Annotated in this window: 14 protein-coding genes; 8 read left to right on the top strand and 6 right to left on the bottom strand. The window is 62.3% G+C overall.

Features of this window, described 5'->3' with window-relative positions; genetic code table 11:
• The first annotated feature begins 93 nt into the window (after window positions 1–93).
• From rpoS to BTW07_RS16350, 5 genes are all read left to right on the top strand, one after another.
• Window positions 94–1,065, top strand: a complete 972-nt coding sequence (rpoS, locus tag BTW07_RS16370; protein WP_075571248.1) for an RNA polymerase sigma factor RpoS — start codon at window positions 94–96, stop codon at window positions 1,063–1,065.
• Window positions 1,066–1,387: 322 nt separating this feature from the next.
• Window positions 1,388–2,848 carry a TolC family outer membrane protein gene (locus tag BTW07_RS16365; RefSeq protein WP_075571247.1) on the top strand — a complete coding sequence of 487 codons (1,461 nt, stop codon included), beginning with the start codon at window positions 1,388–1,390 and terminating at the stop codon, window positions 2,846–2,848.
• Window positions 2,849–3,126: 278 nt separating this feature from the next.
• Entirely contained in the window at window positions 3,127–4,215 is a 1,089-nt protein-coding gene (gene alr, locus BTW07_RS16360; protein ID WP_075571246.1) for an alanine racemase, read from the top strand.
• Window positions 4,216–4,309: 94 nt separating this feature from the next.
• The gene (gene lpxL / locus BTW07_RS16355; protein WP_075571245.1) at window positions 4,310–5,224 is read left to right on the top strand and encodes an LpxL/LpxP family Kdo(2)-lipid IV(A) lauroyl/palmitoleoyl acyltransferase; all 915 of its coding nucleotides are present in this window, start codon (window positions 4,310–4,312) and stop codon (window positions 5,222–5,224) included.
• 141 nt (window positions 5,225–5,365) lie between these two features.
• Window positions 5,366–5,524, top strand: a complete 159-nt coding sequence (locus tag BTW07_RS16350; RefSeq protein WP_075571244.1) for a DUF1328 domain-containing protein — start codon at window positions 5,366–5,368, stop codon at window positions 5,522–5,524.
• Window positions 5,525–5,616: 92 nt separating this feature from the next.
• Here BTW07_RS16350 and ettA read toward each other — a convergent pair whose 3' ends face one another.
• The 4 genes from ettA to BTW07_RS16330 all read right to left on the bottom strand — a co-directional run bounded on the left by ettA (window position 5,617) and on the right by BTW07_RS16330 (window position 9,664).
• On the bottom strand, window positions 5,617–7,278 hold the full coding sequence (gene ettA, locus BTW07_RS16345) for an energy-dependent translational throttle protein EttA (RefSeq protein WP_075571243.1): 1,662 nt from the start codon (window positions 7,276–7,278) through the stop codon (window positions 5,617–5,619).
• 191 nt (window positions 7,279–7,469) lie between these two features.
• Entirely contained in the window at window positions 7,470–7,664 is a 195-nt protein-coding gene (locus BTW07_RS16340; protein ID WP_198651317.1) for a PA3496 family putative envelope integrity protein, read from the bottom strand.
• 141 nt (window positions 7,665–7,805) lie between these two features.
• Window positions 7,806–8,252 (bottom strand): PAS domain-containing protein, encoded by a 447-nt coding sequence (locus BTW07_RS16335; protein WP_232823906.1) that lies wholly within the window; start codon window positions 8,250–8,252, stop codon window positions 7,806–7,808.
• 89 nt (window positions 8,253–8,341) lie between these two features.
• Window positions 8,342–9,664, bottom strand: coding sequence for an MFS transporter (locus BTW07_RS16330; protein WP_075571240.1), 1,323 nt, complete (start codon window positions 9,662–9,664; stop codon window positions 8,342–8,344).
• Between the two features lie 163 nt (window positions 9,665–9,827).
• On the opposite strand from BTW07_RS16330, the gene BTW07_RS16325 reads away from it, so the two are divergent.
• Complete coding sequence (locus BTW07_RS16325) at window positions 9,828–10,106, top strand: Rdx family protein (RefSeq protein ID WP_075571239.1); 279 nt, start codon at window positions 9,828–9,830, stop codon at window positions 10,104–10,106.
• Window positions 10,107–10,109: 3 nt separating this feature from the next.
• Here BTW07_RS16325 and BTW07_RS16320 read toward each other — a convergent pair whose 3' ends face one another.
• Both BTW07_RS16320 and BTW07_RS16315 read right to left on the bottom strand, forming a co-directional pair.
• Window positions 10,110–11,081, bottom strand: coding sequence for a zinc transporter ZntB (locus tag BTW07_RS16320; RefSeq protein ID WP_244158416.1), 972 nt, complete (start codon window positions 11,079–11,081; stop codon window positions 10,110–10,112).
• A 199-nt stretch (window positions 11,082–11,280) separates the two neighbouring features.
• Window positions 11,281–11,913, bottom strand: a complete 633-nt coding sequence (locus BTW07_RS16315; protein WP_110661441.1) for an arylesterase — start codon at window positions 11,911–11,913, stop codon at window positions 11,281–11,283.
• Between the two features lie 46 nt (window positions 11,914–11,959).
• On the opposite strand from BTW07_RS16315, the gene BTW07_RS16310 reads away from it, so the two are divergent.
• A complete protein-coding gene (locus BTW07_RS16310; protein ID WP_075571236.1) occupies window positions 11,960–12,682 on the top strand; it encodes an ABC transporter ATP-binding protein in 723 nt (240 codons plus the stop codon).
• Complete coding sequence (locus BTW07_RS16305) at window positions 12,679–15,198, top strand: ABC transporter permease (RefSeq protein WP_075571235.1); 2,520 nt, start codon at window positions 12,679–12,681, stop codon at window positions 15,196–15,198. Before BTW07_RS16310 ends, BTW07_RS16305 begins: the two co-directional genes overlap by 4 nt.
• Window positions 15,199–15,406 lie beyond the last annotated feature (208 nt).

The raw sequence follows: 15,406 nt of genomic DNA, 5'->3' as shown, positions 1-15,406 counted from the left end.
GGAAAGTTATAACACTGCAAGGAATACGCGGTCGCCTTGATGAAGGATGGTCATGGCGAGGGACTCAGGTAGCCAAGATTGGGGGTAGTGGACATGAGCATGCTTGAACGGGAAATTCAGGATGTTGAGCTCGACGGTGATACTGCAGAAGTCGATATCGACAATGCGGGTCGCAAGGATGATGAAAGCGCTTTTGAGAAAGCGTTGAACCGTGAAGAAAATTCCTACCACCAAAGTCTCGATGCGACACAGATCTATCTCAACGAGATCGGGTTTTCGCCGCTGCTGACTCCCGAAGAAGAGGTGCATTTCGGCCGTCTTGCGCAGAAGGGCGACCCGGCCGGGCGTCAGCGGATGATCGAGTCCAATCTGCGCCTGGTGGTCAAGATCGCGCGGCGATATCTCAATCGGGGGTTGTCGCTGCTCGATCTGATCGAGGAAGGTAACCTGGGGTTGATTCGCGCCGTCGAGAAATTCGATCCCGAGCGAGGGTTTCGTTTCTCGACCTACGCCACCTGGTGGATTCGCCAGACCATCGAACGGGCGCTGATGAACCAGACGCGGACGATTCGCCTGCCGATCCACGTGGTCAAGGAACTCAATATCTATCTGCGTGCCGCCCGCGAGCTGACTCAGAAGCTCGATCACGAGGCGACCGCCGAAGAGATCGCCGAGTTCCTGGACAAGCCGGTGGGTACTGTCAAGCGCATGTTGGGACTCAACGAGCGTGTCTCCTCCGTCGATTACCCGATGGGCGCCGAGAGCGACAAGCCACTGATCGATACGATCGCCGACGAAAACGAAGATGGCCCGGAATCCAACTTGGTCGACGACGACGTCAAGCAGCATGTCGACGAATGGCTGATCGAGCTGAGCGAAAAACAGCGCGAGGTCGTTCTTCGTCGCTTTGGCCTGCGCGGGCATGAAGCGGCCACGCTGGAAGAGGTCGGCGAAGAGATCGGACTGACGCGTGAACGGGTCCGTCAAATTCAGGTCGAGGCACTCAAGAAGTTGCGCCGCATGCTGGAAAAACAGGGCCTGTCGATGGACTCGATCTTCGAATAAGCGGCTTCGGGCGCATAAATGCGCAAATGTCCGTGAAGGGTTGGTCTCGCTATTGATCCGGCAGCATACATGCGGCATTGTATGTAAACCTCAGCCGAGGCGTCAGCAGACATGCTGGCGCCTCGGCCATTTGTAGTGTGGCCCTGATGGCGTCGAAGACTATCGGCGTCTTGAGTCCGCCGGAAAAATAGCCATGATTGGGTTTCTGGGCGATGCCGACAGTGTCGCTACCGCTAGTGTCGGCTGGCTTGTATACGTTCAAGCCTGACTCGCATGATCGGTTGTATATCGTCTTCAGTGCTCAACGATAGGAAATGTCTCGATGTCGCCTCTCATCTCGTTGCCGTCGCGCTCCCCCTTGCGACATGCCATTTCTCTGCTGGTCGTGGCAGCGTTCGTGCCCTCGGCCCATGCGGCGGATCTACTGACCATCACGCAGGATGCACTGGAGCACTCCGCGACGTTGAACTCCTCGCGCTCGACGTTCAAGAGTACCGAAGCGGGCCAGGACGTCGAGCGTGGCGACTTGCTGCCGCAGATCAGCGCGACCGGCAGTCTGTATCACCAGAAAGTCTTCGACGAACAGAGCTCGACGCTGAGCGCCGGTAGCGGCAGTGGCGGGGCGGGTAGTGATGACAGCTACAACGGCAGTAGCGCAGGCGTCAATGTCACCCAGGCGCTGTTCGATGCGACCAACTGGTACGAGTACCTCCAGAGCAAGAAGCAGGTCGGTCAGCAGTCGTTGCAGTTGGAAATCGACCAGCAGCAACTGCTTTATGATGTCGCCGAGGCCTATTTCGAGATCCTGCGAGCCAAGGAGGTGCTGGACGCCAGCCAGGCGCAGGAGAAGGCGATCGGGCGGCAGCTGGAGCAATCCAACGAACAGTTCAACGTGGGTCTGGTGGCAATTACCGACGTCAACGAGGCGAAGGCCGCCTATGATTCGGCCCGAGCTGAGCGGATTGCGGCCAAGAGCGACCTTCAGGTGAGTTTCGAAGCACTCGAGCGCCTGACGGGCCGACGGTATCCCAGCATCGAAAGTTTGGCGGACGATCTGCCGATCGAGCCACCCATGCCCGCCAATCGCGACGACTGGGTGGACCTGGCGCTGGCCAGCAGCCCGTCGATCCAGTATGCCCAGGCGTCCGTGGAACTCGCGAAATCTGGCGTCGATATCGCCCAGGCAGGCCATCTGCCGACGCTGGATGCGTTCGCGGACTACTCCTATTCCGATAGCGATAATGACTACACCCGAGGCCACGGAGAGGATCTGCAAGTCGGTGTTCAGGCCAACCTGCCGATCTATACCGGCGGATCCACCAGTGCATCGGTCCGCGAGAATACCTATACGCTGGAGGCGACCCAGTACGATTTCGAAGATCAGCGTCGCTTTACCACGCAGCAGGTGCGCTCGCTGTTCGCCCAGGTCAGCAACGACGTCGAGTCGGTCGAGGCGCAGCGTGAGGCGATCGTCTCCAGTCGCAGCGCACTGGAAGCGACCCGCGCCGGATACGAAGTAGGTACCCGTAATATCGTCGATGTGCTGGATGCCGAGCAGGCGCTCTACGAGTCGATTTCCAATTATGCCGATGCCCGTTACACCTATGTCACGGATCTGCTGCAGCTGCGCCAGCAGGCTGGCGTGTTGAATCTCGACGTGATTCGCGGTACCAATCGCTGGCTGCGCGACAGTGATCCGGTCTCTCTGACCACGATCGACGATGATGGCGCGTCGGCTGTTGATGACATCGGCGCGCGTCCGACGCCGCCGCCCGCCCCCTGATCAGAAGCCGGCGCTGCTGGCTCCACTCAGGCAGCCGGCCCCGCCGGAGACGGTTTGTCGGCAGGCTGTGCCAGCAGCCCGCATCGGGCACCAAAATCGACGCCGCTGTCCTAGCGGCGTCGTCGTTTTCATGGACGGATGGTTTGCCAGTCAGCCGGCTCGAGTCGATCGACCCCGAACGTCGTCCCAGAGGGTGAAAGTACCGTTCGACAAGGTAACATGACGGTATTCGGCCGGTGTCAGCCACCGGCTTTTCTGATGGTATCGAAGGAAATGTCATGGCCCGGCCGCTCATTGCCGATATCGATCTCGACGCACTGCGCCACAATTACGCCGTCGCCAGAGCCCTGGCACCGCAAAGCCGCTCCATGGCGGTGATCAAGGCCAACGCCTACGGTCACGGGGCGGTGGCGTGTGCGAAAGCGCTGGAGGCCGTGGCGCCGGCCTTTGCGGTGGCGTCACTGGAGGAAGCCGAGACGCTGCGCGAGGCGGGGATTCGCCATCCGATACTGCTGCTCGAGGGAATCTTCGAGGTCAAGGAGCTGGCCCGGGTCGAAGCGCTGGGGTTGTGGCAGGTCGTGCATAGTGACTGGCAGTTCGATGCCGTGATGAACTATCCGGCGGCGCAACCGTTGCCGGTCTGGCTCAAGCTGGATTCGGGCATGCATCGGCTCGGGTACGACCCGGAATCGTTCGTCGATCGCTGGAGCCGATTGAAGGCTGCTCACCGCCGGGTCCGCGATCTTCATCTGGTCAGCCACTTTGCCAGTGCCGATCAATCCGATACCGCGCAGTTCGAGCATCAGTGGCGGGTCATCGAATCGATCCGTCAGCGTCTCGAAGCCCCGCTCTGTATCGCCAATTCACCAGCGACGCTGGCCAAGCCAGTCACCCATGGCCAGTGGAATCGTCCCGGCATCATGCTTTACGGCAGCAACCCTCTGGAGAGCGAACTGCCCGCAGGGGTGTCGCTCAAACCGGTCATGACGCTACGCTCGCGTCTCATCGCGGTGCAATCTCTGCAGGGCGGGGAGCCGGTAGGCTACGGGTCCCGCTGGCACACCTCACGGCCGTCTCGGATCGGAGTGGTCGCCGCTGGCTACGGCGACGGCTACGATCGCCATGCCGCCGACGGCACGCCGATACTGGTCGATGGTCAACGCTGCCCCCTGGTGGGGCGTGTGTCGATGGACATGTTGACGGTGGATATCAGTCACCTGCCCGAAGCCGATATCGGCAGCGAGGCGGTGCTTTGGGGACGAGGGCTGAGTGTCGATGAAGTCGCGAGCCATGGTGATACCATCGGTTACACGTTGCTGACCGGACTGCTGCCGAGGGTGCCGCGACGTTATCACTCGGGCGCCTAGAGCCCGCCCGCGCCAGTTCGCTACACTATCCGCCTTTTACACGACATCCCGGCATTCATACGAGATCCGGCATTCATACGACATCGGAAGAATCATGGCCAAGAAACGCTATCCTGCCAATCGCGCTCATCCCCGTTACTGGGGTGCCTGGCTTGGTATCGGGCTGATGCGAACGGGGGCGATGCTACCCTGGCGTCTCAAGCTGGCGTTGGGCCGCGGCCTCGGGTTGCTGACCTGGAAGCTCGCCAGGCGTCGACGTCATATCACCGACACCAACCTGTCGCTGTGTTTTCCCGAGCTGGACGGTCAGCAGCGGGCGGAACTGGTCAAGAAGACCTTCATCGCCAACGGAATCGGTATTCTCGAGACGGCGACCGGTTGGTGTCGCGATCCCGAACATCTGCGCCATCGAGTGACTTTCCGAGGAACCGAACACATGGAGCGCGCCATGGCGCAGGGAAAGGGAGCGCTGATCATCGGCATCCATTTCTCGACCCTGGATCTCGGCGGCGCCCTGCACTCGCTGTTCTTTCCCGCGGACGTCGTCTATCGCCCTCACGACAATCCGGTATTCGAGGATTTCATGACCCGTGCCCGGCGCAATATCTTCGGTGCGGCGATCGACCGTCACGACTTGCGTGGGGTCGTCCGTCGCATCAAGTCGGGTCACGCGGTCTGGTATTCGCCGGATCAGGACTTCGGCCGAGAGGTGAGCGTATTTGCGCCGTTCTTCGGGGTTTCCGCGGCATCGATCAAGCTGACGGCCAAGATCGCGCGGATGACGGGAGCGCCGGTCATGCCGCTGATGTTCCATCGCAATCCGGACGACCGGACCTACACGCTTGAGTATCTACCGCCGCTTGAGAATTTCCCCAGCGGCGATGATGTCGCCGATGCCGCTCAGGTCAATGCCTTCATCGAGCAGGCGATTCGTCGGCGGCCTGAGCAGTATCTCTGGCTGCATCGGCGTTTCAAGACCCGCCCGCCTGGCGAGGAGTCTTTTTATTGAGCGAGTCGTCGGGTACGAAACTTGACGAAAAGGCGGCGAACGACAAGGATGAGTCTGTCCTCACGGAACGAGAGGGCGGTTTGCCGAAGCCGGATAGCCCGGCCCAGGCGAGTCCAATGGGTCAGCACAGGAAGAGTTGCCATGCTTAGCTACGCCGTGATTTTCCTCATCGTCGCGATCATTGCCGGGGTTCTTGGGTTCGGTGGTGTCGCTGGGATCGCTGCGACGATCGCCAAAGTGTTATTCGTGATTTTCTTGATTCTGTTCGTCGTCTCGTTGGTTCGCGGACGGGGCCGCTGAAACGAATCGAAAGCCACCGTCACCAACCATTACCCCGCCATCAGGCGGGGTATTGGTTCATGCGGCAGTCGGAGCGAGCAGCGGTTTTGGGCTCAGGCGTCGATACGCTTGTACTTCATTCGCTTCGGCGTGTCGTTGCCAACTCGCTTGTGATAATCCGCTTCGTACTCGTTGTAGTTCCCCTCGAACAACACCACGTTTGAATCTCCCTCGTAGGCGAGAATATGGGTCGCGATGCGGTCCAGGAACCAGCGGTCGTGCGAGATGACCAGCGCGCAACCGGGAAACGCCAGCAAGGCTTCCTCCAGCGCTCGCAGGGTCTCGATATCCAGATCGTTGGAAGGTTCGTCCAGCAACAGCACGTTGGCGGCCTGCTTCAGCGTCTGGGCCAGTTGCAGACGCCCACGCTCACCGCCGGACAGATCGCTCAGGCGCTTCTGCTGATCGGTACCCTTGAAGTTGAACCGGCCGACATAGGCGCGGGAAGACACTTCGTAACCGTTGATGTTGAGAATGTCCTGACCACCGGAGACGGCTTCCCACACGGTCTGGGTATTGTCGAAATGGTCGCGGAGCTGTTCGACGTAGGCCACGTCGACCGTCTCGCCGAGTACCACCTCGCCGCTATCCGGCTGCTCGTTGCCGGCAATCAGCTTGAACAGCGTCGATTTGCCGGCCCCATTGCCGCCGACGATGCCGACGATTGCGCCGGGCGGAACCCGGAACGAGAGATTGTCGAACAGCATCTTCTCGTCGAAGCGCTTGCTGACATCTTGGAATTCGATGACCTTGTCGCCCAGTCGTGGCCCGGGCGGAATGTAGATCTCGTTGGTCTCGTTGCGCTTCTGGTAGTCGCCGGACTGCAGTTCCTCGAACCGGTTGAGGCGCGCCTTGCTCTTGGCCTGTCGGCCCTTGGCATTCTGACGGACCCACTCCAGCTCCTGCTTGATCGCGCGCTGACGGCCGGCTTCCTGCTTGGACTCCTGGGCGAGGCGCTGCTCCTTGGACTCGAGCCACTGAGAGTAGTTGCCTTCGAACGGAATGCCGTGACCGCGATCGAGTTCGAGAATCCAGCCGGCGACGTTGTCGAGGAAGTACCGGTCGTGGGTGATCGCCACCACCGTCCCCGGATAGTCGTGCAGGAAGCGCTCGAGCCAGGCGACCGATTCGGCATCCAGATGGTTGGTCGGCTCGTCCAGCAACAGCATGTCCGGGCTCGACAGCAGCAGACGGCAAAGCGCCACGCGGCGACGCTCCCCCCCGGACAGATGGCCGACACTGGCCTCCCACGGCGGCAGGCGGAGCGCTTCGGCGGCGACCTCCAGCTTGCGCTCGATATTATGGGCGTCGGCGGCTTCGATGATGTTCTCCAGGCGCGCCTGCTGCGCGGCCAGGGCATCGAAGTCGGCGTCCGGCTCGGCATAAGCGGCGTAGACGGCTTCCAGCTCCACCTGGGCCTTTTTGACCTCGCCCAGGGCTTCCTCGACCGTCTCGCGTACGTTCTTGCTGTCGTCGAGTTCGGGCTCCTGCGGCAGATAGCCGATATTGATACCCGGCATCGGGCGAGCTTCGCCGTTGTACTCGGTATCGACGCCGGCCATGATTCGCAGCAGTGTCGATTTTCCCGAGCCGTTGAGACCGAGCACGCCGATCTTTGCGCCAGGGAAGAAGGAGAGCGAGATGTCTTTCAGAATCTCGCGCTTCGGGGGGACGACCTTGCCCACCCGGTTCATGGTGTAAACGTATTGCGCCATGGAAATCCGATTCAGTGAGTCACAGTGGATAAAGACAGGCAATCGATGCTGCAGCGCCCGCCAACGGGGCGCAGCCTGGATAGGGCAGGGTAAACGACTCATGCCGACAATGCGAACGGGCGCCTGGGCGCCCGTCGGTACAACGCTCAGGGTCGCGACCTGCTCTATTACGACCTGCTCTTAATTACGACCTACTCTTCCTCGTCGCCGAAATCATCGTACCAGTCGTCTTCGATGGCACGTTTGAGGCGGCGTTCTTCCAGCAATGCCTCGACCTGGCGTCTGGCGCGCAGCGAGTCTGCCTTGCTACTGCGGGGACGTTCGAACTGTTCGTCGTTGATGGCTTCGGAAAAATCCTGATCCTCGACATAATCCTCACGGCTCATTACTTGGCCCTCCCGTGAAATCGCATCTCAGTGACGCTCCGGGCTATATATCGTCGAATCCGATCGGGTACAAGCGTTTCCTGGCTTAAAAAAAACTATCGCCGCAGTTGGCGGCGATAAGTGATGATCCCCGGATGCCGTTCAGGCGGGATCGCGCTCGGTTTTCAACGTCTCCAGCTCCTCCAGCGCCTTGGCCAGGTTGGTGACATCCTTCTGCACGCCAATGAAGTAAGTGAGCTGGTCCTCATCGTCGTAGACCGGGGTGATCGACAGCTCGTTCCAGAACGGACTGCCATCCTTGCGATAGTTTCGCAGCACCTCGCGGCACGACTTGCCTTCACGCAGTGCGGTACGAATTCTGTCGATTCCCGGTTGATCACGATCGCCGTTCTGCAGGAAACGGCAGTCGCGGTAGAGAATCTCGTCGATGGTATAGCCCGTCAGACGTTCGAAGCCCTGGTTGGCATAGATCAGGATATTCTCGTCGCCTTCCTGCTCGGCCACCACGATGCCGTCGTCCGAGGCGTTGACGATACGCTCCAACAAGGCCGGGCTGATCATGGGCGGGTGTTTACTGGTACTGGCCATCCTTGCCTCCAGGCTGGGCATTCGACGGATTGTAGGAGCGATACTTTCAATAATGATGCCATGGTGCGATGGGATTACAACGCTTTACGTCAGCTCGGCGTCTCGACCTCCGCCAGCGCGTGCGAACTCAGGGCCGCCGCGACCGCCAGCACTGCAAGCATCAACATCAGACCCGCGCTGCCCAGCCATTGCGCCAGCGCGCCGAGCAGGAGTCCGACGACCAGCATCAGCGCGCCGGTGAAGGTGTTGGAAAAGGCGACGTAGAGCGCGCGGGTGCTGCTGTCGGACAGGTCGATGACATAGGTCTTGCGGCCCAGGCGGACCCCCGCGTGAGCGATCATCAGCAGGCCATAGATCAGGGCGTAGGGCCATACGCTGGTTCGTATTGGCGCCGGAAGCCAAACGCAGGCGGCGCCTGCCAGGCAGCAGACGGCAGCGCCGATGGCACTGTTGCGCATCACTCGACGGCTGGAGCGATCGGCCAGTCGCCCCCAGATCGGGCCGGCAATCATGCTGGCTGCCCCGGAAGTCAGGATCAGGATGCCGAGGCTGGCCAGATCGGTACCGCTGTTCTGCTGTCCCAGCAGGGCAAGATAGGGAAGCGCGAGGGCACTGGACAGCAGCAGGGCGCGCGAGAGATTGAAGTGCAGGAAACGACGGTCGCGGCGCATCAGAGAGACGCCCTGCTTGATGCTGTCCCAGGCGTTGGCGCCGCCTTCGATAGCGCCCGGCGTCTCGCGAATCATGGCCGCGCACAGCGCGTTCAACGCCCAGCCCAGGGCGGCGGCGAACAGCAGGATCGCCAGCGCCCAGGTGCCGGGCTGGTCATCCAGAATGACCATGCCGGCGCCGACGATCAGCGTCAGCGCGCCGGCGACACTGGCGCTCCACCCCATCAAGGTGCCGCGACGCTGCTTGGCAATCGTCTTGCCAAGGACATCCTTGGTCGCGACCGACGAGAGCCCGCGGCCGAGCGCCAGGCCGGTCAGCGCGATCAATACCAGCATGCCCCCCCAATTGCCGTGACCAAACAGGGCGAGCAGCGCCAGCAGCAGTGCTCCGATCGCCTGGACGATGCCGCCGATCACCCATACCCACTTGCGGACAGGGCGCAGGCGGATGTAGCCGGCAATCATCAGTTGCGGCAGCAGGGCGCCGGCCTCGCGGATGGGCACGAGTAGACCCACCATCCAGATCGGTGCGCCGATCGCGCCCATCAGCCAGGGGAGAATCAGACGGGCGTTGGAAAGCTCGTCCGCCAGCTTGTTGCCGAGGGCGGCGATCAGGTGGCGGAAGAAGTTGCCGGGCTGCTCGTGACAGGCTTCGTCGGAGATGTCACGACACATGCGACTATCTTCGTCACCGGTGACGCGCTCGAAAAGGCGAGTGAGGCTGGCTTGCTGGGCTGACATGAAAAACGTTCCCTGTTTTCCGAGTAATGGCTTTCTGGTGCCGAGGCGTTGCGTCGACCGCCGATCCGACGAATATGAGCTGCCCGGAATCGCGCTGCGCTCCGCTTGAGTTGTGGCGCTTCAGCGCCGCATCATGTCGCTAACCTTCCCAGGAGAGAGCGATATGGCGCGTGTTCGTATTCACTATTGTACCCAATGCCAATGGTTGCTGCGTGCCGGCTGGTACGCGCAGGAGCTGTTGCAGACCTTCGGAGAAGATCTCGAGCAGGTCGCGCTGGCGCCCAGCCATGGTGGTCACTTCGAGGTGTTCTACGACGACGAAACGCTATGGGAGCGTAAACGCGACGGCGGCTTCCCCGACGTCAAGGAGCTCAAGCGCCGGGTTCGCGATCGTCTCGATCCAGAGCGCGATCTGGGTCACACGGATCGCGCCGCGCGCTGAGCGTCACCACCAGTGCTTGCGTTTGAGCAGCCACATCACCCAGCCGCCGACCACGGCGGTAATCGTCACGAACACGACGAAGCCGTATGGGCTGTCTGCGCCGGGTATGCCGCCCACGTTGATGCCCAGCAGACCGGTCAGAAAGCTCAGAGGCAGGAATACGGTGGTCACGATCGCCAGCATGTACATGCGCTGGTTCATGCGCTCGTTATGTTCGCTGAAGAGCTGTTCCTGCAGGATCAGCGCGCGCTCCTGCATGGCGTGGAAATCCTCCACGTAGCGTGACAGCTGGTTGGCACTTTCTCGGATCGACACCTTGGTATCTTCGTCCAACCATTCGGGACCGTGTGCCATCTGATCCAGACAGTCCCGTTGCGGTCCCATGAAACGCCGCAAGGTAACCAACGAGCGCCGAACGCGAGAGAGATCGTCGGGATCGACTTCACGATCGCTCAGTTGGTCCTCCTCGAGTTCGCCCAGGCGATCGTCGAGCTGATGCGTGACATCACCGACCTTGTCGACCAGCGTCTCGGTCAGCCACGCCAGCAGATCCGGGACCGACAGCGCGCCGTCGCCGCCATCGATGCGTTCACGCACGTCGCTGACCGATCTCAATGGCCGACGGCGCAGGGTGATCAACCGATTGGGGGCGCACCAGATGCGCAGCGAGATGAGATCCTCCGGCGCGGCGCCAGGATTGAGGTTGATACCGCGCAGCGTGGTGACGGCCCCGTTACGGAACTTGGCAACGCGGGGGCGAGTATCTTCCTCCAGCAGCGCCTCGATCGGTGCCTCGTCGAGCCCGGCGATCTCCTCGAGGTAGGTGTGAACATCCTCGTGACGAAAATCGAGATGCATCCACAGGGGGCGTTCAGGATCCGCCCACGCTTCGCGCAGTTGGCGCACGCTGAGAAGGGCGCCGCCGCCTTGCCCGTTGAGTTCGTAAGCGGCGACCAGGGCCGTTTCTGTCTCCATCATCAACCTCCTTGTCGAATCCAGACTCGCCATGCCGCGAGTGTTTTCAAGGTGGTGACGATAGCACGTTGGTCAAAATCGGGAGATGGGACGGGGCGCATGTCATGCTGGTGCGGAGGCGAGCCGGTGGAAACCTTGCCGAGGGCGGCCCTGTTTCCAAGCCCGTTCAGTCTCCAGGCCAGTTCAGTCCCGAGGCAGTTCAGTCGCTGCCGTTCGCCGAGGCCGACAGCATTGGCGCCAGTTTCGACCAGACGTTTTCGAGGATGATCGGCTGAGCTTCGGCGGTGGGGTGTATCCCGTCGCTCTGAAGCATGCTGTCGAGATCGACGCCCTTGAGCAGGAACGGCAGCAGCGTCACGCCATAGTCGCGGGCCAGCTGCGTATAGACGGCGCGAAAGGCCTCGGTGTAGGCGGGGCCATAGTTGGGTGGGACCTCGATGCCCAGCAGCAGCACCCGGGCGCCCTGCTTCTGGCTACGCTCGATCATCTTTCCCAGATTGACCTGCATCTGCTGGGGGGACAGGCCACGCAGGCCGTCATTGCCGCCAAGTTCCAGCAGAACGATATCGGGATGGTATTGTCCGAGAATGTCAGGGAGTCGTGCCGAGCCGCCGGATGTCGTCTCTCCGCTGATGCTGGCATTGACGACCTCGTGCTCGTCATCCAACCGATGCTTCAACAGACTGACCCACCCCGCCTGCGGATCGATGCCGTAGGCCGCGCTCAGACTGTCGCCCATGACCAGAATGGTGTCGGCACGCGCCGCATCGGGTGCCAGCGACAGCACGGTAAGACACAACAATAGTGCGCCACCTGCACAGCGCTTCGCCATTCTGGCGAAAGGCCTTTTGATATCAAGCACAGGGAAACCAGGCACCATGTCTTACTCCTCGGACAATCAACGAACGCGAATTTTATACGCCAACCAGCTCGGCAAAAGGGTAACAAGCGGGGAACGAGAGCTCGTTATCCTCGAATCGTTGGCGCTGGAAGTCGACCGCGGTGAGAGTGTTGCCATCGTTGGAAGTTCCGGGGCAGGCAAGTCGACGCTGCTGGGGTTGCTGGCGGGGCTCGATGCGCCGAGCTCGGGTGAGCTCGAAATGTTCGGTCAGTCCCTGAGCGCCCTCGATGAAGACGGACGGGCGGCACTACGAGCCGGTCGCGTCGGCTTCGTGTTCCAGAATTTCCAGTTATTACCCACTCTTACCGCCATGGAAAACGTCATGTTGCCGTTGGAACTGTCTCCACGGCAAGACGTGGCGACCAAAAGTCGTCAATGTCTGGAGCGTGTCGGTCTGGGCGCGCGTCTGGATCATCTGCCGAAACAGCTTTCCGGTGGCGAACAGCAGCGGGTGGCGGTGGCACGAGCCTTCGTGACCGATCCCGATCTGGTCTTCGCCGACGAGCCCACCGGCAATCTCGACGAGACGACCGGCAAGCGCATCATCGATCTGCTCTTCGATCTCAATCGCGAGTCCGGCACGACCCTGATCCTGGTGACGCACGACATGGCCCTCGCCAGGCGCTGCGATCGCTGTCTGCAGCTCGAGGGCGGCAGGCTGCAGGCGGCCGGGCGTCAGCATCACGGGGTCGAGGCATGAATCTGATTGCACTGTCGCTCAAGGGGCTCCGGCGTGACCTGCGGGCCTCCGACGTGAGAGCGCTGTTCGTGGCGCTGGCGCTGGCCGTGGCGGCGACCACCATGATCGGCTTTTTCCTTGACCGGCTCGATCGCGGGTTGACCCGTCAGGCCGGCCAGCTACTGGGCGGAGATCTGGTGCTGGAACAGGGCCAGCCCTTCGACGACGGGCTCCGGCAGGAGCTGCGCCAGGCCGGTCTGACGTTGAGCGATCAGGTCGATCTGGTGTCGATGGTCAGTCAGGCGGACGCCTTCCAGCCGGCCGGGCTCAAGGTCGTCGACGACCATTACCCGCTTTACGGGCAGGTTCGCGTCGACCGAGGCAACGGTGTCGAAGAACTCGGGCAGGGCCCGCCGCCGGGCAACGCCTGGATCGCGCCGCGGCTGGCTCAGCTGCTGGACGTCACCATCGGCGACGAGGTCCAGGTTGGGGCGCTGTCGTTGACCATCACGGGGCTGATCGATCGTGAACCCGATCAGCAGGGCGGGTTCGCCGGGCTGACGCCGCGTATCATGCTCAATCTCCAGAATCTCGAGGCGACCGGGCTGGTCAGACCCGGTTCGCGCATCGAATACGAACTGCTCGCCGCCGGCCCCCCGGCGGCGATCGACAGTCTCTCGAACCGACTGGACGCATTGCGCCAGGCCGGTGTCGAGATTCGCGATGTGCGTGTGGATCGGCCCAGCCTGGGTCGCTCGTTGGAGCGCGCGCAGAAATATCTCAGCCTGGCCGGGCTGGCGGCAGTATTGCTGGCCGGCGTCGCCGTGGCCATGGCCACTCGTCGCTACGTCGATCGCCATCTCGATACGGCAGCATTGCTGCGCTGTTTCGGGGCTTCCCAGCGACAGCTGGGCCAGCTATTTGCCTGGCAACTGGCGTGGCTGGGGCTGGTCGCGGCCGCGATCGGCGCGCTGCTGGGGCTTGCCGGGCAGGCGGTGCTGCTGGCGCTGCTGACGCGTTTTCTGCCGCTGGAGCTGCCGCCACCGGGCGGAATGCCGTGGCTGATGGGCGTGCTGACCGCGCTGGCGGTGCTGGTGGGGTTCGCCGGACCGACGTTACTGCGACTCAAGCGTGTCAGCGCGCTGAAAGTGCTGCGCCGCGAGCTCGATCCGATCCCGGCGTCCGGGTGGCTGGTGGTGGCCTTCGCCAGTCTCGTGTTCGGCGCTCTGCTGTGGCTCTATTCCGGCGATCCGGTGCTGTCGATCGGCATTCTGGTGGGCGGCCTGATCGCCCTGGTCGTGCTGTGGGGTGTGGGGCAATTGATGCTGCACCTGCTGCTTGGCGTACTGGCTCGCCTGCCGCAGCAAGGCCAGAAGGCTCGAGCGTGGCAACTGGGCGGTCGTCAGTTGGCAAGGCGGCGCACGGCGAGTCTGGGCCAGCTGCTGGCGTTTTCGGTCACTTTTGCCGCCATGGCGATCATCGCACTGGTCCGTGGCGATCTGCTGACGACCTGGCAGGCCCAGCTGCCGGCGGACACGCCCAACTACTTCGCGATCAATATCCAGCCTCAGGAGCGTGCGGGCGTCGAATCGTTGATCGAGGGTGCGGCCGACAGCTCCAGCGGGCTCTATCCGATGGTGCGGGGCCGGCTGACCGCCATCGATGGCAAGCCGCCGCAGCAGCAGGTACCGGAAGCCCATCAGACCGATGGTGCGCTCAGGCGTGATCTCAATCTGACCTGGCGTGCCGTGCTGCCCGAGGGCAACCGGATCACCGAGGGAGAGTGGTTCGACGCCGATGCAGCGCCGTCGAGCGATGGCCCGGCTCCGATATCCATCGAACAGGAGCTGGCGGGGAGGCTCGGCCTCTCGCTGGGCGACGAGCTGACGTTCACCATCGGCAGCGACAGCGTGACCGGCCGCATCACCAGCTTGCGCCATCTCGATTGGGAGAGCTTCCAGCCCAACTTCTTCATCATCTTCCCGCCCGGTGCGCTGGATGGCTTCGGTCACAGCTACATCACCTCGTTCCACCTGCCTGACGCCAGCAACGATATGCTTGGCGAGATGGTGCGACAGTATCCGGGGGTGTCGGTGCTCAACGTCGAAGCGCTGCTGGAGCAGGTCCGGGGGATCCTCGTCCAGGTGACGCGAGCCATCGAATTCGTGCTGGGGTTCGTGCTGCTTGCCGGCATCAGCGTGCTCTACGCGGCACTCACGGCCAGCCGGCCGGCGCGAGCCCACGAGGGTGCGCTGTTGCGGGTATTCGGCGCCGGCAACCGCGCGCTGTCGCGCATGCAGTGGGCCGAGTTCGCGCTGCTCGGGTTTGCCAGCGGGCTGATGGGCGCGGCGCTGGCCGAGGCGTCGGCGCTGGGTATCTACGGCTGGCTGGGGCTGGCCCCCAGGGTGCACTGGCTGATGTGGGGCGTGATGCCGGTGCTGGGTGCTGCAGCGGTGGGGGGCATCGGCTTCATGCTGTCTCGAGGTGCACGCCGACAAGCGCCGATGGATAGCCTGCGACTGCTGGGAGAGACCTGAGGCGATGGAAAGCGGTGTGATGGAAAGCGCCCGTGGTTCGCGAAGCACGAGAGACGTCCTGGCTGGCGGGCCTGGAACATCGGGTGGCGCGGACGAGCATGCTTTACCGAGGCTAAAGCCAAGGTGAGAAATTATGCTTCCGTGCATGACGGACTTTCATGGGAAAGGTCGTCAGCGCTGGGGTATCATTGCGACCGTCAAATCTAGA

Origin of the sequence: Salinicola socius (genome assembly GCF_001937195.1) — a bacterium.
GTDB classification, from domain to species: domain Bacteria; phylum Pseudomonadota; class Gammaproteobacteria; order Pseudomonadales; family Halomonadaceae; genus Salinicola; species Salinicola socius.
Note: the sequence above shows the minus strand (reverse complement) of the source record. Positions and strands in the feature narration are given on the sequence as shown.